At 40.6% G+C, this 25,309-nt stretch carries 22 protein-coding genes; 6 read left to right on the plus strand and 16 right to left on the minus strand.

Going from position 1 to position 25,309, the window contains the following annotated elements; genetic code table 11:
* Nucleotides 1–9: 9 nt before the first annotated feature.
* Entirely contained in the window at nt 10–1,320 is a 1,311-nt protein-coding gene (locus IGI67_RS10315; protein WP_207107528.1) for a PTS sugar transporter subunit IIC, read from the minus strand.
* Nucleotides 1,321–1,554: 234 nt separating this feature from the next.
* Here IGI67_RS10315 and IGI67_RS10320 point away from each other — a divergent pair, with 234 nt between their 5' ends.
* Entirely contained in the window at nt 1,555–2,280 is a 726-nt protein-coding gene (locus IGI67_RS10320; protein ID WP_207107527.1) for a GntR family transcriptional regulator, read from the plus strand.
* A gap of 141 nt (nt 2,281–2,421) precedes the next feature.
* Here IGI67_RS10320 and IGI67_RS10325 read toward each other — a convergent pair whose 3' ends face one another.
* The 6 genes from IGI67_RS10325 to IGI67_RS10350 all read right to left on the minus strand — a co-directional run bounded on the left by IGI67_RS10325 (nt 2,422) and on the right by IGI67_RS10350 (nt 7,550).
* Nucleotides 2,422–3,357 carry a sugar-binding transcriptional regulator gene (locus IGI67_RS10325; protein WP_207107526.1) on the minus strand — a complete coding sequence of 312 codons (936 nt, stop codon included), beginning with the start codon at nt 3,355–3,357 and terminating at the stop codon, nt 2,422–2,424.
* Nucleotides 3,358–3,397: 40 nt separating this feature from the next.
* Entirely contained in the window at nt 3,398–4,204 is an 807-nt protein-coding gene (locus IGI67_RS10330) for a Cof-type HAD-IIB family hydrolase (protein WP_207107525.1), read from the minus strand.
* Between the two features lie 53 nt (nt 4,205–4,257).
* Complete coding sequence (locus IGI67_RS10335; protein WP_207107524.1) at nt 4,258–4,563, minus strand: PTS sugar transporter subunit IIB; 306 nt, start codon at nt 4,561–4,563, stop codon at nt 4,258–4,260.
* 67 nt (nt 4,564–4,630) lie between these two features.
* Entirely contained in the window at nt 4,631–5,095 is a 465-nt protein-coding gene (locus IGI67_RS10340; protein ID WP_207107523.1) for a PTS sugar transporter subunit IIA, read from the minus strand.
* Nucleotides 5,096–5,109: 14 nt separating this feature from the next.
* On the minus strand, nt 5,110–6,150 hold the full coding sequence (locus IGI67_RS10345) for a zinc-dependent alcohol dehydrogenase (RefSeq protein ID WP_207107522.1): 1,041 nt from the start codon (nt 6,148–6,150) through the stop codon (nt 5,110–5,112).
* Nucleotides 6,147–7,550: a PTS transporter subunit IIC gene (locus IGI67_RS10350; RefSeq protein WP_207107521.1), complete on the minus strand. Its 1,404-nt coding sequence runs from the start codon at nt 7,548–7,550 to the stop codon at nt 6,147–6,149. Before IGI67_RS10350 ends, IGI67_RS10345 begins: the two co-directional genes overlap by 4 nt.
* A 212-nt stretch (nt 7,551–7,762) precedes the next feature.
* Here IGI67_RS10350 and IGI67_RS10355 point away from each other — a divergent pair, with 212 nt between their 5' ends.
* From IGI67_RS10355 to IGI67_RS10365, 3 genes are read left to right on the plus strand one after another with little or no spacing between them, the layout of a single operon-like run.
* A complete protein-coding gene (locus IGI67_RS10355) occupies nt 7,763–8,416 on the plus strand; it encodes an L-ribulose-5-phosphate 4-epimerase (protein WP_207107520.1) in 654 nt (217 codons plus the stop codon).
* 29 nt (nt 8,417–8,445) lie between these two features.
* Nucleotides 8,446–9,351, plus strand: coding sequence for a transketolase (locus IGI67_RS10360; protein WP_207107519.1), 906 nt, complete (start codon nt 8,446–8,448; stop codon nt 9,349–9,351).
* Between the two features lie 24 nt (nt 9,352–9,375).
* Complete coding sequence (locus IGI67_RS10365) at nt 9,376–10,365, plus strand: transketolase family protein (RefSeq protein WP_207107518.1); 990 nt, start codon at nt 9,376–9,378, stop codon at nt 10,363–10,365.
* Between the two features lie 118 nt (nt 10,366–10,483).
* Here the strand turns inward: IGI67_RS10365 and IGI67_RS10370 are convergent, their stop codons facing one another.
* A complete protein-coding gene (locus IGI67_RS10370) occupies nt 10,484–11,524 on the minus strand; it encodes a 2-hydroxyacid dehydrogenase (protein WP_429957656.1) in 1,041 nt (346 codons plus the stop codon).
* A gap of 32 nt (nt 11,525–11,556) precedes the next feature.
* Nucleotides 11,557–12,198, minus strand: coding sequence for an L-fuculose-phosphate aldolase (locus tag IGI67_RS10375; RefSeq protein ID WP_429957657.1), 642 nt, complete (start codon nt 12,196–12,198; stop codon nt 11,557–11,559).
* A 264-nt stretch (nt 12,199–12,462) separates the two neighbouring features.
* Here IGI67_RS10375 and IGI67_RS10380 point away from each other — a divergent pair, with 264 nt between their 5' ends.
* Nucleotides 12,463–13,470, plus strand: a complete 1,008-nt coding sequence (locus IGI67_RS10380; RefSeq protein WP_429957658.1) for a DUF4947 domain-containing protein — start codon at nt 12,463–12,465, stop codon at nt 13,468–13,470.
* Nucleotides 13,421–14,050 carry a hypothetical protein gene (locus IGI67_RS10385; RefSeq protein ID WP_207107514.1) on the plus strand — a complete coding sequence of 210 codons (630 nt, stop codon included), beginning with the start codon at nt 13,421–13,423 and terminating at the stop codon, nt 14,048–14,050. The genes IGI67_RS10380 and IGI67_RS10385 overlap by 50 nt, the downstream gene beginning before the upstream one ends.
* Before the next feature lie 50 nt (nt 14,051–14,100).
* Here the strand turns inward: IGI67_RS10385 and IGI67_RS10390 are convergent, their stop codons facing one another.
* From IGI67_RS10390 to IGI67_RS10420, 7 genes are all read right to left on the minus strand, one after another.
* Nucleotides 14,101–15,942: an ABC transporter ATP-binding protein gene (locus IGI67_RS10390; protein ID WP_207107513.1), complete on the minus strand. Its 1,842-nt coding sequence runs from the start codon at nt 15,940–15,942 to the stop codon at nt 14,101–14,103.
* A 15-nt stretch (nt 15,943–15,957) separates the two neighbouring features.
* Nucleotides 15,958–18,339 (minus strand): ATP-binding cassette domain-containing protein, encoded by a 2,382-nt coding sequence (locus IGI67_RS10395; RefSeq protein ID WP_207107512.1) that lies wholly within the window; start codon nt 18,337–18,339, stop codon nt 15,958–15,960.
* The gene (locus tag IGI67_RS10400; protein WP_207107511.1) at nt 18,339–18,785 is read right to left on the minus strand and encodes a MarR family winged helix-turn-helix transcriptional regulator; all 447 of its coding nucleotides are present in this window, start codon (nt 18,783–18,785) and stop codon (nt 18,339–18,341) included. The genes IGI67_RS10395 and IGI67_RS10400 overlap by 1 nt, the downstream gene beginning before the upstream one ends.
* 227 nt (nt 18,786–19,012) lie before the next feature.
* Entirely contained in the window at nt 19,013–20,836 is a 1,824-nt protein-coding gene (locus IGI67_RS10405; protein WP_429957659.1) for an APC family permease, read from the minus strand.
* Nucleotides 20,837–21,166: 330 nt separating this feature from the next.
* Nucleotides 21,167–23,902, minus strand: coding sequence for a YhgE/Pip family protein (locus tag IGI67_RS10410; protein ID WP_429957660.1), 2,736 nt, complete (start codon nt 23,900–23,902; stop codon nt 21,167–21,169).
* 154 nt (nt 23,903–24,056) lie between these two features.
* Entirely contained in the window at nt 24,057–24,374 is a 318-nt protein-coding gene (locus IGI67_RS10415; RefSeq protein ID WP_429957661.1) for a hypothetical protein, read from the minus strand.
* A gap of 1 nt (nt 24,375) precedes the next feature.
* Nucleotides 24,376–25,308 (minus strand): NADP-dependent oxidoreductase, encoded by a 933-nt coding sequence (locus IGI67_RS10420; protein ID WP_429957662.1) that lies wholly within the window; start codon nt 25,306–25,308, stop codon nt 24,376–24,378.
* Between the last annotated feature and the right edge of the window lies 1 nt (nt 25,309).

Here is a 25,309-nt window from a genome sequence, read left to right on the forward strand (position 1 = left end):
CTCCTGCTATTAGGCGGCCTCTGAAGCTGCTCTATTTGATATTTTTACAAATGGTAAATAGATCAAAATCGATACGATAATACAAATAATTTGCGTTATTACGGCCCCAATATCACCAGCGGTTGCAAGGTAGGCGTTCACGATCGGCGGCATAGGCCAAGGAACCATGACCACTGCCTTCGCAGCAAACCCCAATGATGTCGCAATATAACCGATTGTTCCCGTTATTAAAGGCGTCGCAATAAAAGGAATTGCTAAAATAGGATTTAACATAATAGGCATGCCGAATATAACTGGCTCATTTATATTGAAAAGCCCTGGAGCGAAGGACAGCTTCGTGATTTCTCGCATGTCATCACGTTTGCCTACAAGAAAAATCGCAATCAAGAGACCGATCGTTACTCCTGATCCTCCCATACTCATATACATGTCCCAGAATGGCATGGTAATAATATTGGGAATCTCCTTACCTGCTTCAAAAGCCTCTGTATTCACAGCAATCGCGGCCAGCAGCAAAGGTTCTCGGACTGGTTTCACCATTTGATTTCCGTGTATTCCGATTACCCAAAATACTTGAGCGATAAACATCAACAGCAGGATTCCCGGTAATCCTTGGACGATTCCTTCTAACGGTCGCTGAACGATATTATAAATAATGTCATAGGCATACATACCAGTCACAGCTTTTATGGCAAATCCTATTGTCGCAATACCCGATACCGTTAATATTGTAGGAAACAACGCTGAAAAACTTTCCGACACATTTCCCGGTACCGTATCCGGCATCTTTAATTTGAGACGTTCCTGCCGACCTAACCAGCAATACAGCTCTATCGAAGCAATGGCTACAAACATTCCCAGAAAAAGACCTTTAGTATCTGTATATTGTTTTGCCAGAACATTCTCTGCTATAACATTGATATTATCTGCATTTACAAATTCATATACGAAAGGATTGACGGATAGATAACTCATTACCGCAATCACTCCTGGAAAAACACCTCTCACATTGTTTAGCTTAGCTAATTCAATGCCGATAAGAAAAACTGCATAAATTGTTAAAAAACTTAATGTAACATAGCTAACAGCGGATGATATGGGCTTTAATTCTGCTAAAAAGCCCAATGCGCTGATTTTTGCCAATCCATTCTCATTATCAAAAATCATTGCTGAAAATAAGGTGCCGAATGCCCCAGTTATGATGACAGGAATCAATGAAGCAAAAGCATTCTTGATTACCATGATGTAGCGAAGCGAATTTACTTTCGTTGCAAAATTTCCAAGGACCTCAGTCAGTTTCCCCATAAAACCATTTTCCATAATACTCCTCCTCGCGAATGTCGCTCTCTTTCCTTAGTGGTTTTCAACTATGATATACTCTTCTTACAACTTACGATAAAAGTTGTGGATCAGAGCAATTCAATGCATTTGCAATCGATTACATTGCTAATCTAATACAGCTTTATAGATTTGTAAACTCAAACTCATTTTTTCGAAAAAGTTGTAAACCTCTATCTTTTCAAATCATATTTTTATCTTTTTAAGGAGAAGAAAATGGCATTTTATCAAGATATCGCGGTTGATTTACGGAAAAAAATTATTGATGGTGTTTATCCAAAAGAATCCAGACTGCCGAATCAAGCAGAATTGGCAAAACTTTATCAGACGAGCCGAGTAACGATTCAAAAATCCTTGAAAATTTTGCAGCTAGAAGGGTTGATAGAAGGTAAACAAGGTTCTGGTTCTTTTGTAAAAGGTCCTGAATCTGTTTATGATTATGACGCTAGTATTTATGGCGGCATGACAAAAAAGCTCGGCCATTTAGGTCAGCTAGACAGCAAAATTATCTCATTCGATGTGACCTTTCCAAGTGAAAAGGAACAAGAAAAATTGAAGATCAGTAAAAATGATCCAGTCTATGATATTATTCGTCTACGCATGCTTGATGGTGAACCCTTAGCCATTGAATACACCGTTATGCCGGTACTGCTGATTCCCGGGATAACCGAAGAAATCTTAAAAAAATCGATCTACCAATACATTCAAGAAAACTTGCATTTAACATTCGGTCAATCTCATCGCAGGATCAAAGCAGACAAACCGGATCACTATGACATTGAGTATCTTCATTGCCAAAGCGATGATCCAGTTCTAGAAATCGAACAAACCGTCTACTTAGCAAACGACACCCCCTTTGAATATTCACAGACAAGACATCGGTATGACAAAGGAGACATCACCATCGTAAACCAATCAAGCAGACACAATTATCAGTTGTAAAGTTTTTATTTAACAAATTTATCTCAATAAATAAAACCCTTTTTCTTCAATTTAAAGAAAAAGGGTTTTAACTATTCTGGATATTTTATGAAACAATATAGCGGTCATTTTCCCACGATTACGGACACACTCTAATTAATACTAGCTGCTCAGCAATTCATAGCCAACTTCTTCATCACAGATCAGAACATTAATCAATTTTCCATTAATCGCCCCTAATGTTGCCGTTGCTCGTTTCTTCGAACAAACTGCTCCGATACTGATTGGCGCTAAGCGTAACGAGTCCAAGCCGCTAGAAATCGGAAATTGATTGCGGTATTGGATTTCTTTTCCTTCAATATCAAAGGCCCGGCCAATCATCGTTCCTACAGCACCTTCAGCAACCAAATCGTTGAGATCGCGGTTATCTAAAATGCCTGAGGAAACTAAAGTATTGCGTGTTGTTTCAATATTTCCAATTCCGCTAAATGCTACATCGATTTTTCGACCAAGCGAAATATTCAAATCAATTTGCGGCTGTGCCAATAATTCTTCTTGCAGTTTCCGCGAATTAACAAAAGCAGGTGCATTAAAAAATTCATGCCGACCATCTAACTTCTGCGCCAATCGAAAAACCAATTCATTTCCATCCATGACAGTCCGGTTGGGTCCCAAGCTTCCAGTCAATTGGACCACATGAACATTTTTTAACTCATGATCCGGGAAATTCTTCACCATTTTTTCAACGGTTGCTCCCCATGAGATCCCAAGTATTTTCTCATTGGCCAATACACCGTTGATATAATCTGCAGAAGCCTTTCCCACGTTGTCTAAATCATAGTCATATTCGCCTAATCCTTTCACAACGATGACTTCCAACAGATCAAACTTTTCTTTTAACTGCATCATCAGTGTGTTATTGCGCTCGAAAGGTGCTTCGATCGAGATTTTGACAATCTGTTTTTCTCGTGCTTCCTCCAGCATTCTGGAAATGGATGGACGTGATACCCCAATTATTTTCGCAATATCATTTTGGTTCATCCTATCTAAATAATACAGTTCTGCTACTTTTAATAATGTAGAAATATCATTCGCCATTTTTTCCTCCTAGTTCAAATACTGGTCAGACATCCTATAGTCATGTAATAAAATTATCGATAATCTCCAACGCCTTTACTACGCCGTCTTCATCATTCGTTGGGCAGTGCCACCGAGCCGCCTGCTTTAATTCGGTTGTGGCATTTCCCATAGCGATCGATTGTGAAAATCGTTTAAACGACGAGAGATCATTTCCATTATCGCCAACAACAAACACCTGTTTATCAGAAATACCATAATAGTTAGCCAGTTCAGCTAAAGCATTCCCCTTGCTAACATTTTTCTTAGCAAATTCAATCATGGTCGGGTATCCTTGAACACATGAATAATGCTGAGAAAAACGCTGCTCTATCTTCCTTTTATTCTGTTTAATTATATCGGGGTTATCACAAATAAGCAATTTGGAATATTTATCTATTGGATCAAGTTCGCTAATTGGACAAACTCGCAGTTGATTATTGGTTAAAAAACAAAATTCCAATGTGCCAAGATTTATAACTGGAAATGCAGTGGTCGCTCCGCAGTCATTCACCGCAATGCAGGTTAATCCATTTTTACGGCAATAATCTGTCAGCTCTCGATACACTTCAACATCAAGCAGTTCCTCCGTAAGCTTCTGTCCGCGGCCATTTTGAATAACCGCACCATTCGACGTAATATGATAATCATCCGCGATACCTGTGCTTTGAGCATGGGGCAATACCCCTGACATTGGACGGCCAGAACAAAAAGCAAATCGATACCCTGCACATTCTGTTCTTTGTCGAATCGCCTCCATAACCTTTTCCGTTAGCTTTCCGTTAGAATCGAGTGCTGTACCATCAAGATCTAAAGCAATTAAAATCATCAGGATTTCCTTTCAAAAAAAGACTGGACATTCCTATCCAGCCTTCCAAAATATTATTTTCCCATCTCTTTTAAGGCCTTCAGTGCTGCTTCTAAAAATGTCTCTTCGTCTAAACCTGTCAGTAACCCAACAGAATTTATTTGTGGTATCCCTTCAGCATCTGCCGGATCAATCGGACTAGTAAAAGCGACTAAATCAATATCTCCATTCGCAACTGCTCCTTTAACCATTCCAGGATTCACCTCTTGAATCTCTACCTCATACCCATGCTCCTCGAGCAATTCTACAATCCGCTCGCCAACCATGGCAGAACTAACCGTGCCAGAGCCGCACACAGATAAAACTTTAATCTCTGTCATCTCTAAACCTCCTATTTTCAGTTATTACTTTCTATTATAGTATAACGCTTACATCAAATACTGCTTTTTAAAATTTAATTTTGCTCGTTACCGCTAAGACCTCATCTGGTGTCTTAGCCAAGCTGATCGCATCCAAGTCTTCTCTAGTTTTAAAGACACTCATTAATTGACGCAACAAAGCCAACTGCTTCTTCGGGTGCTCCATCGCTAATGGGAAAAAGATCCTACTTTGTAGTTTGATATCTGGGCTTCCCATCATAGAAACTTCAATCGGTTCTTTCGTAATAACCACTCCCATCCCCGGTCGTAAAACATGTTCAGGATCGGTATGAGGAATTGCGATGTTATGACCATCCGCAGCTAAGCCCGTCGGAAACGTTTTTTCTCTGGCTATCACTGCGTCAACATATGATGGTTTGACAATCTGTGCTTTTTCGAACTCCACACCAATCAATTGAATGACTTCTTCAAATGAATGGACATCTTGATCGAGTAAAATACAATTTCTTTCAACGAGATTTTTTTCTTCCATCGCTATCCCTCACCTTATTGTTTGTTCGGCTGTAAAACTACCTTGATTTCATTACCTGCCATCACTTGCTCTATCGCTTCTTCCCATTTGTCTAATGGATAGATTTTCGTGATCAAGCGCTCAGCATCTATTTTGCCTTCTCTCATCAACTCTAACGTTAAATGCCAAGTAGACGGTTTTTGCGATCGAGACCCAATCACATTCATCTCTCTTTGCACAATTGAATTCATGTCCAATTCATTTAAATTTTTAGAAAAGACACCCATTTGCACTAATGTTCCTTTTTGTTTTAAATAATCAAAAACGTTCTTGATCGCCGGTGCTGCACCGGAGCATTCAAAGCAGTAATCTGCTCCCTTTCCACCAGTGACCTCTTTAATGACTGCTGCTGCATCTTCTTTCAACGAATCAATCACACGATCTGCACCTAGTTCCTTCGCTGTTTTCAAACGCTCTGTATCTTGAGTGATTCCTATGACGATCACTTTTGCTCCCACACTCTTTAGTACCTGACTTAAGCATAACCCAATTGGACCAGGTCCTACAATAACTGCTACGTCATTTTTTTCAACCTGAGCTTTTTCTAGACTGGCATGAACCCCACAGGCAATTGGTTCAGTGATTGACGCCGCCAATAAACTGATTCTTTCATCTAATATATGAACACTTTCCTCACGCGTCAGCACGTATTCAGCAAAACTGCCGTTCACTTGACTGCCCAGTCCTTTTCGATTCAAACAAAGATTGTATTCCTTATTTGCACATGATTCACATTCCCCACAAGTATCAAAAGTCGTTTCGCTGGTAACCAAATCACCAACCTGTACGTTTGTCACCTCTTCACCAATCGCGTCGACTATACCTGAAAACTCATGACCTAATACCAAAGGAGTTTTCAATCGGTCATATTCTCCTTTGAACCCATGGATATCTGTTCCGCAGATTCCGGTGTAGCTTACTTTGATTAAAACTTCTTTTCCTTTAGGGACAGGCTTTTCGATCTCTAACAACTGCATTTTGTTGTAGCCCGGCTCCGTTTTGACTAACGCCTTCATGCAACCACCTTTTCTTTAGGAGTGTCGTTCTTTTCACCTTCCAAGAAGCTCCAAACAGCTTGTTTGTTTTTCTTGAACAATACGTACATTGCTAAATAAAGGACAATAACGATTCCCATCCATAAAAAGTTTCCTGACAAGAACGCTAAGAAAATCAAAGCCATCACTGGATTATATAAAATCCCAAAACTAGTAATCATCATCGCCCCTTCTGGAATGTTGACTCCAACTTGAGCTGCAACCTCCGTAAAATAAGGAGCTGTTAGGGTACAAACATAAAGTCCAATTGTAAACCAGATAATCCCTGAAATAACGCCCTTAAAAATATTTCCTTTCGAAATACAAATAATCATTTCCACCATGTATGGCAAAGCAATCAAATCAACTAACGGCAATGCTTCATTGCCAGGTAAAACCATAGCCAGCAAGACCATGATAGGGATCAAAATCAACCCCGTCATCAATGTTGCCGGTTCGCCATATCCTACGGCATCATTCACTGACAGCATCCATTCGCGGTTCTTCCCGCTGCCTTTTGCCGTTTTCTTACTAGCATTTGTCAAGCTGGTAAATGCTGAGGCGAAGATACTCGCAACCCGTGGGAAGACTGCCATCACAGCTGATACCGCTAATCCCATGGTAAAAACACTGCCCCAACCATCTAAAGTATTTAGCGTGTTCAAATTCCCCATGATCCCGATCAACAGCCCAAGAAACAGTCCTAAAGTGATGGGTTCCCCTAGAAATCCTAATTTTTTCTTCAATGTTGCCGGATCCCAATTGATTTTACCAGCACCTAGTTTATCCAATATCCAGTTCATTACAATCGCATATGGCACGGAAGTCACATGATGCGGTGCAGTTAAGGTCGTCCCTGGCAAATTGTAATAATTCGCCCATCGTTTCGCGATGACTTCCCCGAGCAGCATCACATACAAGTTCTGAACGATCATGCAGGCCATTGCCAGTGCCATGTTGTCAGTAATCAGATAAATCATTGAACCCCAAACCATGAAAGAATAATTATTCCACATATCACTCGGCATAAATACATCGGTCCATTTTACTAAGAATAATGCCACTTGCAAGACCAATCCTACTACTAAGAAGATCACACCCACTTGAGTAGAGTAAGCAATAACGGAAGTCGCTTGCCAGCCTGTATCAAACACTGGCAATTTAACACCTGTTTGCTCAACCATATTATTGATAACGGGCGTAACAATTGGAACAAATGAATTGACGATCAAATTGAATCCTGTCAATCCAATACCAGCATTCAAAGCCGACTGAAAGGCCTTCTTAGGTTTGACCTTTAAAAATAAGGCCACAATGAACAACATCACTGGTACAACAACCGCCGCACCAAATGAACTTAAGATATTTTGTAACAACTCCACAATAATTCCTCCTTTATTGAACTTTTTTTCACTTGTTAGAACTTATGAAAAGTATCGCATGGGTTTTTATATCTGTCAATACTTTTTTGGAAACGATTACACCAGTTAAAAACTAACTTATTCAGTTACATTGAAAAAAATAGGGTTATTGGTATATTGACAATTGTTCTCATAGATGAAATAATGTAAAAAACAATATTGGAGGTATCGTTATGCTTGAACAATTGAAAGAGTCTGTTTGCAAAGATAATAAAGCGCTTCCTAAAAATGGATTGGTTTTATGGACGAGCGGAAATGTCAGCGCAAAAGATCCAGAAACTGAATATGTGGTCATCAAACCAAGCGGTATTCATTTTGATGATTTAACTCCGAATGACATGATTGTTGTAGATTTAGCCGGCAATGTGATTGAAGGTGAGTTGGCACCGTCAGTCGATACTGAATCTCATTTGTATGTATACAATCATTGTCCGGAAATTTTGGGGATTACTCATACACATTCCCCATATGCTACTGCTTTTTCAATCGCTGGAGAACCACTGCCAATCTATACAACAACTTCTGCCGCTGTTTTCGGCAGAGAAATTCCTTTATCTGAAATCGCCGCTGTTGGCGAGAAAGCCATTGGTGCTGAAATCGTACGATGCTACAAAGAAACAAAATGCCCAGCGATTCTATTAAGAAACCATGGCGTCTTTACCGTGGGAAAATCTGCTACGAACTCACTTAAAAATGCTGTCATCCTTGAAGAAACCGCTCAAAGCGTCTATTACGCACGAACACTAAATGCAGCACTTAAACCATTAGAACCCTCATATACTTCAGAGGTATATGATTTTTATCAAAATAATTACGGTCAAAAATAACTATATTAATATGAAAAAGGAGTTTTATTATGGCAAACAATTATACGATCGCTGATGTAGAAAAAGCCGCAAAGAACATTCGTAAACACGTATTAAAACTGACGATTGAAAGAAATGGCTGTTATCTATCACAGGCATGTTCTTCGGCAGAACTTTTCGCTACTCTTTACTTGCGTGTGCTTAATTTAAGCGAGAGCAAAGCACCTCGCCTACCGGAAAAATTTCCAGGGACCCCTTCTAAGGAGAATATGGATTATATTCAAGGGGCAGAATACCATGGCTCATTAAAAGCACCCTATGACCGTTTCTTTATTTCACCTGCACATTATGCGGCTCCTGTCTATGCGGCTTTGATCGAAGCGAACCGTTTAGACGAAAAAGCCTTAGAAATGTTTAATCGGGACGGCTATTCAATGGAGATGATCGGAGCCAATCACACCCCAGGCTTTGAAAACGCAGCGGGAACATTGGATCAAGCAATCAGTGTCGCTGGCGGAACGGCACATGCACGAAAACTGCGCGGCGAAGAAGGACGCGTATTCGTTATGATGTCCGATGGCGAGATGCAAGAGGGCCAATTATGGGAAGCCATTCAAGCTGCTGCTTTTTATGAATTGGACAATCTAGTTTTATTGGTTGATATCAACGGTCAGCAAGTCGAAGGAGAAACCAAGAAGGTCATGAACATCGAGCCTTTAGAAAATCGCTTCACTGCTTTTGGTGCAAAAGCGGTCTCTGTAAACGGCCACGACATCCAGGCTATCGAGGAAGCCGCCAAACAAGGAGAAAAGAACAAGCCTTTAGTGATTCTTTGCTACACTGACCCGACTCAAGGTATCCCATACTTAAATGAAAGAAAACCGATCCTGCATTTTGTTCGTTTAAAACAAGGGGAAGAAATCGATAAATATACCAAGTTCTACAATGAAATGTAGGCAAAACTAGAAAGGAGTTTTATTATGAAAATCGAATCAGATGTTCATTCAAAAAATATGATTAAATTCGCTCAAGAAAACGAGGATGTTTTAGTTTTATCTGCCGATCTAGGGACCTCCTGCGAGGTAAAGGAATTTCCAAAAGTTTTCCCTGAAAAGTATCTATCTATGGGGATTGCTGAACAAAATATGCTAAGCTGGGCTGCTGGATTAGCTAGAGAAGGTTTTCGACCATTTTTACACACTTTCGCGGTTTTTCTTTATCGCAGACCGTTAGATCAATTAGAAATGTCGATCGCTTATCCTAATCTCCCTGTTTCACTTTTAGGCTTTGTACCTGGTATCACTACTCCTGGTGGTGTTACCCATCAATCCATTGAAGATGTAGGTATTTTGCGAACTATTCCAAATATGACCATTTTTGATTGTGGGGACGCGACTGATGTTGAATCCGCATTGAATATCTGTAAAGAGGTCAATGGACCGATTTATGTCAGAATGCTTCGCGGACAAATGCCGCGTCTGTTCTCTCCTGACAAACCCACTGAGTTCAATAAAGGCCGCGTCATTTCAGAGGGTGAAGATATCGCCTTGTTCTCAAGCAGTATCTGTACTGAAGAAGCGATGCGAGCAACGCAATGGCTGGAAAAACATGGCGTTTCTGTTCAACATGTTCATATCACAACACTGAAACCATTTACTGACCCCTTAGTAGTGGAATCCATTGAAAAAGTAAAACATGGAGTAGTTACCATGGAAAACCATGTGACTATCGGCGGTCTTGGCACTGCAGTCGGTGAAGTAATGCTAGAGCATCAGCTCCATAAACAATTAATAAAAGTTGGAATCAATGACGAGTGGACTCATGGTGCGTCAAAACCATACCTACTGAAAAAATATGGACTAGATGCCGCTTCTCTAATCAGAGCAGTAGAAAAAATCTTAGACAAAGACCTTGGCTTCAACGAAGAAGAATTGGAAGAAATTCGCTTAGAAGATTACGACCGTGTGTAAGAAAAGCATGTTGCCGATAAAACGAATTCACTAAAGCGTCATTTTGCAAAAATGATATACTTTTAATGAAGCACTCCAAAAAAGCGCCCCTGAGAACTAATTTCTCAGGAGCGCTTTTTTAGATGATAAATTCACTTTTTCCCGTTTTTAAATACTCTTTTACCGTTCGTGCCAACAAAAAAGGGGAGTTAGGAATCGCGTCTACAGTATCTCCAGCAATATGCGAGGTAATAACTAAATTATCCAACTCGAGTAAAGGATCATCCGGATGAATCGGTTCCTCCCACACCACATCGATCGCCGCCCCAGTAATTTCTCGTTTCCGCAACGCTGCAACAAAGGCCTCTTTATCAAGAATCCCTGGCCGGGCAGTATTGATTAAATAAGCACTGGGCTTCATCAGTGCCAACAATTCCTTATTCACCAAATTCTCCGTCGCTGGCGTTACCCGCATATGCAAAGAAACAATATCTGCTTCTGCAAACAGTTCATTTAAAGAAACAAATTGTACATTCAGCCCCGATTCCAAAAGCGTTTCTTGATCAATAAACGGATCATAGGCAAGTACTTTAACACCAAGTTTTATCAAACGCTGTGCAACCATTTTCCCAATATGTCCCAAGCCTACCAGCCCCACTGTTTGTGCAGAAAGCGTTGTTCGAGAGGCATCATTGGGAAAACTTTTAGGCCACTTTCCTTGCATGACTGCCGCATGAGAAAGAGCAATATTTCTAGTCACCGTGTACATCAATCCAATCGCATAGTCTGCAACTGGTTCGGCGTTTCGAATAACATGAATAATCGGAATGTTTTTATCCTTCGCCAAGCTTACATTGATATGTTCTACCCCACCGCGACATGTCCCTATCATTTTTAACTTCTTTGCCATATTCAGCAGCTCACCTGATATGGGTGCTACATGGACAAATAAGTACTCCGCGTCTGGCAGTTCCTCCATCATTCCTTCTGGAAGTTCAATTCCTTCCGGACCGTTCTCCTCAATCAGCTTTAACTTTCTTTGGAATTCCTCTGGTGAATCCGTTGTATGCCATTCTAAGGCAACGATCTCTAACGGCTCTGGCAATCCCATCGTCTCAACCGCCCTTTTCAATGTGTCTGACGAAACAAATGTATCACCAACAACAATTATTTTGCTCATTTTTCTACTCCTCTCTCACTATCAAAATCAACTCATTGCCCATAATTTGGAAATTGCTCATGTACCCTTGCCATGTCTGCTTTATCTAATATCACTGGTTTTCCTAATAATGAAGCTCCTACGTGCAGCCCTGCCAACCGTTCAATCTCAGTCGCCACCGAAAAAGCCTCCTTTAGTGTGGGCCCACAAGTCAACAAACCATGATTTGCTAAAAAGCACGCATAACGATCCTGCATCGCTTCAAATGCATACTCAGCCAACTTCTCCGTTCCAAAAGTTGCATATTTGGAACAACGTACATCATCGCCTCCTGCAACCGCTATCATATAATTGCTTGCCGGTAAATCTCTACGACAAGTTGCAAGGATCGAACTAAAAGTTGAATGGGCATGTACAACTGCACGAATCTCATCTCCACGCATTTGATAATTAATCAAATGCATCTGCCATTCACTTGAAGGCTTGCGATTTCCTTCAATGACTTCTCCTTCAAGATTCAGTAAAACAATATCTGCCTCAATCATCTCAAAATAATCGATCCCACTTGGTGTAATAGCCATCAGCTGTTTTTTGGGATCATATAAACTGAGATTCCCACCAGTGCCAGCTGTTAAACCTGTTGAAATCAGCTTCTTTCCGTATTCAACTAGCAGCTTCTTTTCTTCCTCTAGCATGTAACATAACTCCTTTTTGAAATTTTGTTCTAAAATAAGAAATTATTCTCTATTAAAAACCTATCATTTTATCTATAAATAGTCAATCCAGAACAAACTTAACTATATCGGAAATTATGTTCCGGATATCCAGCTGCTCAGCTCATAAACTTCCAGTCAATAATTCAATCTCTCCCTTTCTCCTAGGTTTGCCCCATGGTATCATTTATTAAAGTTATTCAATAGATAACTTGTGCGAAATAAAAACTTAGGGTAGGGAGAAAAATGAAGGGGTTAGTTTGTAAGTATTGCGGAGGAAACCGCTTTAAAAAAACCAGAGAAGGCTATGAATGCACGTATTGTCATACTGTTTATGAACTTGAAAGTGAGAATGAGCTTGGGCAGAATACTGCTCTTCGCAAGAAACCGCCTATCATACGGATTACTTTGCTGGTTATTTTCATTCTTTTTTTAACCAGCAGCATTCTCATATCTGCCTCAAGAGAGAAAGCGTCAGTAAAAAAGAATCCTTCTTTCAACATTACCAAAAACAATAGCTCAAAAAAATCTGGTTATTCAGCTGGCCAATTGAGCAATCCAGAAAGAAATATTCGAATTGCGGAACTTTCTTTAAATCAGAAAGCAATCGAACAGGCCAAAGCATCTATCAAAGAGTATGGTGGAGAAAATACAAAAGAATTCGAGGCGCGATTGATCAAGGCCCAAACAGAACACGATTCTGCAAAAAACAATAGAACTAAAACACCGCCTAAAGCGGATATGATTATCGAAAATCCCAATTCAGAATTCGCGGTAACAACCTATTACCGCGAGGCAGGGTTTCTAACTGCTTTCGGACCAGATTTCAATCAATACTCCGCTTCAGATATTATACGGATTTGGGGACAACCAGATGAAATCATTACTGACTCTGAACAAATCCGGAAAAATCTGGCACTTGAATTTGATAAAGAGGATAATCCAGTAAACCATGAGGCCAAGATGCTGAGGGAACAATGGCTGCAGGGGCAGCTAACTTGGAGGGAAGTCAGAACTTTTATTGCGATAAATCAAGATAGCACCTATGGAGATTACTCGAAGCAATTCGTCTACGAGAAACAGGGAAAACCGAACGTCTATTTCTCAAATAATCAAATAGAATATGTAACACCAATCGTGCGCTATGTTTCCTTTACGCGACTGCCTGAAAAATACCCGCGGGCAGGTTTAGGAAAGTACCCAGATGACTTCCCTGAAAACTATGGATCGGATGGACTTTATCATGAAAAATAAAGAGTGTATAAATTGTGGAAGTACTAAATTCCATCAAGTTGAAAATGACTGGAAATGTGATTATTGCGGCACGCTTTATCTGACTCCGAAGAAAAATACCGTACCACCATCAAACAAGGAACAGTCTGGAACTCAAAAAAATAGAAGGCGGCTCCTACTGGGTATGGTGCTTGCAGTCATCTTCTTTGCTGCACCATTAGGTTATCTAAAAGTCAAACTTACCCGTGCGGTTAAAACTTCCTACGAACCAATCAAACCCGGCACGGTGAGTTCGTCAGCGGAAAATGCGTTTCCTGGCGAATGGACCCAAAGTGTGTATGAATCAGTAAAAGTCGCAACAAAAAATTATGACGATGACAATGAAAGCTATTCTTTCACAGGCGGCTCGAGCTATGAAGAATTAGAAAAACTTGTCGGCGTTCCCGATACAGTAATTAGTTGGGAAAAAGAAAATTATGGCATGCCACCAAGAGCGATGGCGACTTGGAATAGAACTAAGGATGGGGACTACATGCCACATTCGGTCACTGTTACTTACGAAAAGAAAAGCAAGATGATCACTGATAAAGATCATCACTAACAAAAAGAAGAGGATCGGACATCTTAAAAAGATGCCTGATCCTCTTCTTTTTATTCTGGTAGTTCTTCAAATTGTGAGTTATACAGTGCCGCGTAAAGTCCATTTTGAGCCAATAATTCTTCGTGGCTTCCTTGCTCTTTGATATCTCCGCCTTGCATATAAAGAATCTTATCTGCGTCTTTGATTGTTGATAATCGGTGAGCGATAACAAAGGATGTCCGTCCAGCCATCAAATTGTTCATAGCTTCTTGAATCAAACCTTCCGTCCGCGTATCAACAGATGACGTTGCTTCATCTAGAATCAAAATTGGTTTGTCCGCTAAAATCGCACGAGCGATCGTCAACAATTGTTTTTGTCCTTGTGAGATATTAGAAGACTCTTCATTTAATTCCATATCATAGCCGCCAGGCAATGTTTTAATGAAGTGATCTACATGGGCGGCTTTCGCAGCTGCGTAAACTTCTTCATCTGTAGCATCTAAACGTCCATAGCGCAAGTTATCCATAATCGAGCCTTTAAATAGCCATGTATCTTGCAAGACCATCCCAATATTTTTACGCAAATCAGCACGATTGAAGTCTTTGATATTATGACCATCAATCTTGATCGCACCGGAATTAACATCGTAAAAACGCATCAACAATTTAACCATTGTCGTTTTCCCTGCACCAGTTGGTCCAACAATCGCAACGGTCTGACCCGGATCAACATGAGAGGTAAAGTCTTGAATGACGATCTTGTCTGGTGTGTAGCCAAATTGAACGTGATCAAAATCAACCATCCCTTTAGCTTTATCGATTTGAACAGGATTTTCAGCCATTTGGTCTTCTTCGTCTTCCGCTAAGAATTCAAAGACCCGTTCAGCCGCTGCAGCCATTGATTGCAGCATATTTGATACTTGGGCAAGTTGGGCGATTGGTTGGGTTAAGTTACGAACGTATTGGATGAACGCTTGAATATCCCCAACAGTGATCGCGCCATTATATGCCATGACCCCACCAGCAATTGCTACTCCAACGTAGCCTAAGTTACCAACAAAGTTCATAATCGGCTGCATCAATCCAGATAAAAATTGTGATTTCCAAGCTGATTTAAAGAGAACATCATTTTGTTCTTTGAAGTCCTTCAATGAGTTTTCTTCATCATTGAATAAGCGAACGATCGTATAACCACCGATCGTTTCCTCCACTTTACCATTGATCACCCCAAGATATTCTTGTTGTGTCTTGAAGTATTTTTGTGAGTTCTTCACAACGATCATAATCAGCAGTAATGAGATCGGCACGATCAAAATCGCGATTCCCGTCATTTTCACTGAGATCGAAAGCATCATGACGATAACACCAATAATTGTAAAGGTTGAAGTGATCAATTGAGTCAAACTTTGATTCAAGGATTGTCCTAAAGTATCCACGTCATTAGTGATTCGTGACAAGACCTCACCAGTCGTGCGGCTTTCAAAATAGTTCATCGGCATGCGATCGATTTTTTCAGAAATCTCTTTACGCATCCGATAAGTGATTTTTTGTGAAATCGTCGACATGATCCAGCCCTGGATGATCCCGAATAAGGAAGCAACCACATAAAGACCTAACATGAAGAGCAGGATACCGCCGATTTTTTCAAAATTGATATCGCCAGTTCCTTGATACTTCTTAATCAATCCATTAAATAATTCAGTAATCGCTTTTGATAGAATTTTTGGTCCCCAAATATTGAAAATCGTTGAGGCCATCGCAAAAATCATTACAAAGAAAACCGCGATTTTATATGCGCCAAGATACGATACTAACTTTTTGATCGTACCTTTAAAGTCTTTGGCTTTTTCTACTGGCGCAGCCATATGTCCAGGTCCGCCACCACGAGGGCGATTTTGTTTTTGTTCTGCCATTCTTCTCGCTCCTCCTTAATCCGCTTCTTCTATGCCTAATTCAGCATTGCTTAATTGTGACTGAGCAATTTCTTGATAGACAGCTGATGATTCCATCAATTCCTCATGGCGTCCTTGAGCAACGACCCGACCTTCATCCAACACGATGATATTATCCGCGTGCAGAATCGTTGAGATCTTTTGTGCCACGATGATTTGGGTTACATCCTTGACATTTTCTGCTAAGGCTTTCCGCAAGGCCACATCCGTCTTGTTATCCAACGCTGAGAAGGAATCATCAAAAATCAAGATCTTCGGATTTTTCGCTAATGCTCGGGCGATTGATAATCGTTGCTTTTGTCCGCCAGAGACATTCGTCCCCCCTTGGGAAATTGTACGTTCAAAGCCTTTTTCATTCGCATTGATGAACTCATTCGCTTGTGCGATCTCAGCAGCTTTTTTCATTTGTTCATCCGAGATATTTGCATCACCAAACTTAATATTTGAAGCAATATCACCTGAGAACAGGACTCCTTTTTGTGGTACAAAGCCCATGATTTCATGGAGTTTATGCATGCTCATCTCACGTATGTCGATACCGTCGATCGTGATTCGTCCACCAGTCACATCGAATAACCGTGGAATCAGGTTGACGATCGTCGACTTACCAGAACCGGTCGAACCAATCAAGGCCGTCGTTTCACCTGGCTTAGCTACAAAATTGATATGGTGTAAAACATCTGCATCCGCATCGCCATAACGGAATTGGACACCCTCAAATTTTACTTCGCCTTTAAAGTTATGGTCGTCTTTTGGCTGCTCTGGATCTTTGATCGAAGGTTCCGTGTTCAATACTTCATCCACACGTCCAGCAGCGACATTTGCTCGCGGTAAAATAATTGATACCATCGACAACATCATAAAGGCCATAACAATTTGCATCGTGTACGTAATGAAGGCCATCATGTCCCCGACTTGCAATTGACCATTATCCATATTATGTCCGCCGACCCAAACGATCAAGACAGAGATACCATTCATCAACAGCATCATGATCGGCATCATCAGAGACATCGCACGGTTCACAAACATTTGTGTTTTCATCAAGTTCGTATTGGCCACATCGAAACGTTCTTCTTCATATTTTTCACGAGAGAACGCACGAATAACTGGCAGCCCCGTGATGATTTCACGAGAAACCAAGTTCACACGGTCAACTAAGTTTTGTAGAGCTTTAAATTTCGGCATTGTTGTAACCAGCAAGGTCAAGACTAAAACTAAAACGGCGGCTACAGCTACACCGACGATCCAGCCCATCCCTGTGCCTGTTTTATATACTCTATAAACACCGCCAATACCTAGGATCGGAGCGTATAAAACGATTCGCATGATCATAACGATCCCCATTTGGATTTGTTGGATGTCATTTGTATTCCGAGTAATCAATGAAGCCGGTGAGAATTTCTCCATTTCATTGTTTGAAAATTCCAAGGTCCGTTCATACTGTCCGACCCGCAAGTTCTTACCAACTGTCGCAGCAACTAACGAAGCAATCAAGCCAACGATGATGGCAGCTACTGCAGATAGTAGTGTCAAACCGATCATTTTCGCTCCTGTTTGGATCATATAATCTGTTTGGATCTTCTTTGTATTCACATTTAGTGCTTTGTATTCAGCTAAGGTCAATTGAATTCCCACTGTTTTCAATGAGTCTTCACCGAGATCGCCTAAGCTTTCCTTCGTAGCCTTCCGAGCTGCTTTAACTTTTTCCGGCATGGCATCGTTCTTAGCCTTAATCGAATCCCCGATTTTTTGAGCTTCCGCACCTTTGGCCTGTGCCTCTGCAGCTAATCTTTGGGCTTCTGCCCCTTTGGCCGCAGCAGTAGCTCCATCCGTTGCGGTCGCCGCCTCTTGTCCAGCTGCTTGAGCCTGCTCGCCTAATGTTTTCGCTTCTTGTCCCAAGGCTTGAGCTCTGGCAGCATCCTTCGAGATTGCTGTATAATCATTGATAACCTCTTTTGCTTCTTTCGCATTATTAGAATCTTTTGAGCGAGTAGAAGCAATCATCATCATTGGCAGATTGAAGATTTTTGCTAGCTCATCTTTCGTCATGCCTTCTTGAAGATCTAATTTATAAATATCAACTTTTTTACCATCAACGGTTTGAGTTGCTTCCTTATAATTATCTTTGATGGTTTGCTTCTCTTTGTCGGTCATGAATATTTCAATTCCTTGAAGCGTTGATTTTCTGATTTTATCTGGAGTCGACTGTTCAAGCCCTCCTTGTTGAATACCGATATCAACGATATCCGATGTTAAACTCGGCAAGCTCAGGTCACTAGACGCTTGCACAAATAAAAGTAAAAATACGGCGATGATCGCATACCAGTATTTACCAAGATATTTAAAAATCTTCACTATTGATCACCTTCCCCTTCCATGGATAATTTTTGAGAATAGTCGACAAACTTAGCAGTTAATTCGAGGTATTTTTTGGTGTCTTCTTCTCCCATAAGTTCAAATACTCGAATAATTTTATTTCGCATCTCCAGCTTTTCAGCCTTCGCTGCTTTTTTTCCGCATTCTGTTAAACTGACATTAATTCGGCGTCGATCATCAGGGTCCATTGTCCGGCTAATTAATCCACGTTTTTCTAAATTCCCTAAAACAGCGGCAATTCGAGCGGTTGATAAATTTAGAGTATCGGCCAAATGCTTTGGATTAGTAGGCTCACCTAAGCGATCAAGTACCTTAATAACGATATTAGCTCCCTTACTGCTTTTTTCCATCCTGCTGAATGCCCCATGGCGATTTTGAACCATCAGCTGCATCAGTTCACGTTCAGCCTCTTCTGCAAATGTCATCAGACTTCTCCTCCTTTCAAAAAATAACTTCCGTTTCATTAATACCTAATAGTGTTAGTAATTAATGCTGTTTGATATTACCTCTAATAGGAATGAAAATCAACCCTTTTTGCTCAAAAAACAAATGAATACGTTTTAACTATTACTTCCTTTGACTTTTTTTAAAAAAAGTCCCAAAGACATAAAAAAGAGCGTACCTGACTAGCAGTACACTCCTATAAAAAAACTTATTTTTTCAAATGATAATTGTAAGTACTAATGATAATATCATCGCGATAGGACAACCGGAAACGCAATCGCAAAGCTGTCTGGTTATGCAAGGATCGTTTCCATGTTCTGTTAGGAACAAATTCCGGAATCAGAACCGTCGTCGTATAGTTATGCTGTTTAGCATTTTTACTTACGCGATCCACATACCGACTGACCGGGTTAACGATTGAGCGATATGGCGAGCGAACGACTGAAAAGCGCACATCTGGAAATTTTTCACGAAATTCATGCCTAATCTCCCGTTCCTTCTCTTCATTTTCCTCTAAAGAAACATGCATCGCAATCACGTAATCGCCAATCGAACGCGCATAATTGATCGCCCCGATATTTACTTGCGTCACATTTCCCACTAGTACAATAACTGTATTTCCAGCATAATCATGTAATTCCACATCATCCGCCAAACGTAGCTGCTCTGCAACGTTTTTATAATGAGTGTGGACTTTATAGAAAGCAAAGATCAAAATCGGCATAATAATGAAGAAGGGCCAAATATCCGGCAAACGATAAATAAACAGGATTAAAACAATGGAGAAGGAAATCAATGCACCAATAATATTTGCAATAGATTTTCTGATCCAATGGTGCCCCTCTTTGTGCCATTTCAAAACCATACCTGTTTGCGATAAGGTAAATGGGATGAAGACACCAACTGAATATAATGGAATCAAACGTTCTGTTGAACCTTGGAAGATCAATAGTAAGACAATCGAGCCCAAAGCTAAGGTGATAATCCCGTTAGAGTAACCTAAACGATCCCCGCGATCTTGATAACGATGAGGCAAGAATTTATCTTTAGCCAAGTTATACGCCAAAACAGGAAAGGCTGAAAAACCTGTATTAGCCGCTACTGCTAAAATCAGAGCCGTTACGAACTGCAGGAGATAATACATGATTCCTTTACCAAAAACTGCTTCGCCAACCTGTGACAAGACAGTCACTTCCGCTGTTGGAACGATTCCGAACCAATAGTTTAAGAATGTGATTCCTGTAAAGAAGAAACCGAGAATCAAGCCCATCATCGCTAATGTACCAGCCGCATTTTTTGCTCGCGGTTTTTTAAAGAAAGGCACAGCATTACTTATAGCTTCTACCCCCGTCAACGAAGAGGAGCCCGATGAAAATGCACGTAGCAGCAATGCAATGGAAATGCCAGGTATTACTGCTCCCACTTGAGCTGTTGCATGCATAGGGACTGCTCCGGAGATGATTTTCACCAAACCAACAATAATCAAGATCGTGATAACAGCAATAAAGCTGTAGACCGGTACCATCAATAATCCAGCACTTTCACGCAGGCCGCGTAAATTCATCAGCATCAATAATAAAACAATAATGACAGAAATCAGGACGCGATGATGATACAGGGCCGGAATCGCTGATGCAATAGCCTCAGCTCCAGCTGATACAGACACAGCAACAGTCAGCATATAATCCACCAGAAGCGAGCCTCCAGCGATCAAGCCAGCATTCTTCCCTAAATTCTCACTGCTGACGACATAGGCGCCGCCTCCATGAGGATAGGCATGAATAATTTGACGATAAGATAAAATCAATGACGCTAATAAAATCAATACTACGAATGCGATTGGCAACGAATACCAAATCGCTGCTGCCGATAAGGTGACCAAAACGACTACGATCTGTTCTGTTCCATAGGCAACAGAAGATAACGCATCTGAAGAAAGCATCGCCAAAGCCGCAAAGCGCGACAAGTTTTGATCATCATTTTCAGACGATTTCAACGGCCGACCAACCAGCAAGCGTTTAAGATAATCCACTAGACTCACTCCTTGTTCTTATTAATAAGTAGCCTTTAAAAAATACAAACAAGCGAAATATTACTCGCACTCCATGCAAATGTCAATGATTTTTTCAACGACTTTTTACCTCCTCAGTAAAACACGAAAACAGGCAAAACAACAGTAATACGCTGTTGTCTTGCCTGTCCTATTTTACAAGTTTTGCATTTAGCAATTAATTGGCGTTGAGTCCAATTTTAAAGTCTATCAGATTTACGTTGCAAAGTGGTTGGAAAAATCGTATGGAGACTAACGCTCAAAACCATTCTCACACTTTTCGAAAAATGACTCCTTAACAAACAAGGTAGCTTAATGGAAAATTTTGCTTTCGTGAGCAACTTTTGTAAGCTTCGTCAAATGAGGCTGTAAAACTGGATATGCCCAAGTACCTAAGATCCCAAATACAACAAAAAGTACGATCATAATAATGATATCCCCTGTTGCGTTTGGCCAATAAATTCCACCAGCACTTTCACGCAGTAAGTTAACTGCATGGGTAAATGGCAGCCACGGATTCACTGCTTGGAAGAATTTCCCAGAAACTTGGATCGGATAGTTCCCACCACCGCCGGAGATAGAAAGTACGAGAATAATAATCGCTATCCCTTTTCCGACAGTTCCAAACAGCGCTACAAGTGTGTAAACGATCATCATAAAGGCTAATGCCACTAAGACAGCAAAAAGTACGCTGTAGACTGGATTTTTCACATAAACACCTAATAAAAAGATATTTCCAAGCGTTACAATCAATGCTTGACCAATACTTACGACTAAGTAAGTAAGCATCCGTGCACCAAATTGTTCACGTTTAGTGTATTTACCGCGATCTTTCTTATCCAAGAAAAATTCTGTCGTTGTAACACTCGAGAATAATACGGCCCCTACCCACAGACATAAGGCTGTATAGAATGGCGTGCTAGCTGAGCCATTATTGGCTATTGGATACATCGTATTGGTTTGCAAGTCAACTGGGGTTGTGAAGAAATCACTTTCCTTTTGCGCGTCCAGCTTCAATAATTTCAGGACTTGACCGAAGTCAATCGTCTTATCACCTTGCTGAATAGCATTCGCTGCTTTTTGAATCCCGCTGCGCAATGACGGATAATCATTTTGAATTAAATCAGTCGCAAGATCCAATGCCTTTTCAACTTCTGGCATTTTATCGTTCGCCATTTTCAGACTGCCAGTCAAATCTTTTTTCACACCAGGCCAATCATTTTGCATAAAGTCTGCAGCTAAACCCAACTTTTGTTCAACAACGGGCAGCTCATTATTGTAAAGATCTGCACCTGTATTGATACCATTGACAATGTCATTCATGTGACCATTTAATAGGACATTGGCATCATGAACTTCTTGACCAATCGCTGGCATTTGTTTTTGATATTTTTCTAAGAAGGTGATCGCGGTACTGACAGTCCCTTCTGTCGAGTTTAATAATGAAGCAAAATCGATTTGCTGTGCTTGATTCAAGACACCCTGAGCAGTAGTAATCGTATTGATCAATTGATCGAGGATTGTGCTGACGGTTTTTCCGATTTGTTCAACGTTGATACCTTTAACAAAATTAGCTATATTACCCGCAGCAGCATCAATTTCATTTAGGTACGCTTTAGCTTCGTCAGTACTGCCGTTTTGAACCAAATCATTTAGATGTCCAAAGCGATTGCTTAAATCTCCTAAGAAATTCTTCGCGTCACCAAGCTGACCAATAATTGTTGCTAAGTTTTGACTTGCTTCCGTATTACCATTATCGTCTGCGGTCTTCTTCAAGTCATTCAAAAACTGAGTCAATTTATCAATAGCCGTTTGCTGATCAGCCAAATTACTTTGAAAATCACTAATAATCGCCGCAATATGCGCCTTTTCATCGGGAGTCAATTCTTCTTTATCTAGTAAAGAAGAAAGATCACTAGTAATTGACTGAGTTGTTGTCGCCACTTGCCCAATCGATTCCAACGTAATTTGAACACTATTTGAAATACTTGGTACAGCGGATTTCAATTGTTCAGCGCCGTTTTTAGTCGTCGCAGCAAAATCAGACGCTTGATTTCCAAGCTTTTGAATATCTGGTAAGATCGTTTGGACTTGATGAATAATATTCAGACCTTGCTTAGCTTCAGCAATACCATCATTCATAGTTTTCTCAATTTGAGCAAAATCGCTGTCGACTTGTGCAATTTGATTTCCTGCTTGCTGGATTTCTGGGATTTTTTGCTGCAAGGTCAAAATGACGCTCGCTTGTTTTTTGATCTCCGGCATTTTCTGATTTAAGGTGATCAACTTTTGACCCATTTCATCAACTTGCGGCAGGTATGCTTGTATTTCATTTGCCTTCGCCAATTTTTCCTTCAGCTCAGGCAATTTCCCGTGAACTTCTACGACCTCTTGTGTGTACTTATCAATATCATCTAAATGATCATTCGTCGTTAAAATAAGATTCTTGACCTTATTAATGCTGACTAAATTCTCATCAATGTTGTAACCAATCTCGTTAAATACCTTCAATAATGTCGAGCTGGCCGTTTTAATGAATTCTTGGCTGATCTCCTGTTGGATCGACCCAGCACCTTTATCCGTTATTTTCGGTGCGATTGCATTAATTTTTTGATTCAAATAATATTCGATCTTTGGTTTTTGAATATCACCAGAAGTAAAACTCAATAGATTCTTTGAGAATTCTTTCGGTAAATAGATCCCTGCATAATATTTACCTGACTTCACCCCTTCGACAACTTGCTTCTTTGAATCAACAAAACGCCAGCCTAGCTGTTTATTCTTATGCAGATTTTTGATTACTTCATTTCCGATTTCAACATCCTTATCTTGAAATTTCGCACCTGTATCGGCACTGTATACAGCAATCGGCAATTCACCTGTATTTGAATATGGATCCCACAATGCCTTGATATTGAACCAAGCATAAAGGGATGGGATGATGACTAATGCTGCCATCAGAAAAATGGCGATCGGATTTTTGAAAATTCGACGCCAATCTAATTTGAAAAGACTCCATGTGTGTTTAAGAGATTGAAAAACTTTCATTGATTTCACCTACTATTTTTTCTCGCTGAACTACTGTAGCACGGAATTTCGGCCAATTTCAATTCTTGCGAGTGTCTGAAATCACCTTTTTTGACATTCCTAGCAATTTGTCACAATTGTATCCCTTTTCACCTATGAAATACTAAAGAAATGCTTAAAGACTAAGGTTTTTTATCCTTATAAAGCGATCCAAGAGCTGATCTGTCAACTCCTCAAGTTTATCGGGGGCATCGTCTTTCGATAAATTTAAAATAGGCGTTACTTCTAAATCTTGCAGGCGAAGCGGCTGAACTTGTTCCTTTTCTTGCTTAAGAGTCACTTCCGGGTGCGGATTTTTATCACCGCAAGGTCCAGCTACTAAATAGGCAATTTGATAGCCGCCCTCAATTTCACGTAAACGATAGTACCCATCCGCTAAGTCTTCAGTCCCATCAAAATTCTTCTTTACTAATAACCATTTTTGCTGATCCATTCTATCGCTCCTTTTTAATAATGATTTTTCCAGCAGCAGGGTGTCCCTCTAATTTTTCGTGTCCGGCAATGACACTGGCTAACGTAAATGGCAATACCTCTGCAATCGTTAAGTGAATAGTATCTGCCAATTCCGTCAAAGCAGTCAATGCGTCAAAATCAGAGTAATCTTTTGACGGCCCGAAAGATAGATAATTGCCTGGCTTTTTTTGTTCACTTGGCAAATCATTCAACGCCACAAAGTTACCGCCTGCTTTCATAATTTTCATCCCTGCTTCACCAGCACGACCGCCCTTGGTCGCATCAATCACTGAATCTGCCTGATCAGCGAAAATTTTCCCCGCATCTTCTTCATCGTAAGCAACGAACTGATCCGCACCGAGTTGTCGAACCAATGTTTCATTGCGTTTAGAGGCGGAAGCTAAGACTGTTTTCCCTTGTTTCTTTAAAAATTGAACGAGCAGCGAACCAACTGCCCCTGAAGCACCTTGAACCATAACTGTGCCTCCAATCGTATCACCTAACAAATGCGTCACCAAGTTATATGCTGTCAGCCAAGGTGTCACTGCGCCTGCCGCAACCTCCCATGACATAGATACTGGTTTTCTTACGATTTTCTTTCCAGGAACAACAACTTCTTCTCCATAAGTACCGCCAACTGCATGAACGATTACTTCATCGCCAACTTTTACATGCGTGATTTTACTGCCAACTTCTGTAACGATTCCTGCACCGTCGTTACCTAATACATAAGGAAATTTTAGTGTCCGAAAATCACGCATCGCTCCTTGACGCAAAGCGACATCATATGGATTGATCGCAAACGCGGTGAGCTCCACTCTTACATGTGTATCATCCATCAAACGCGGCTCTGCCTCAATTTCGATCAATACATCACTGGCTGGTCCATAATCCTTTATTGCAAATCGTTTCATC

Source organism: Enterococcus sp. AZ196, assembly GCF_050498845.1.
Lineage (GTDB): Bacteria > Bacillota > Bacilli > Lactobacillales > Enterococcaceae > Enterococcus_A > Enterococcus_A murrayae.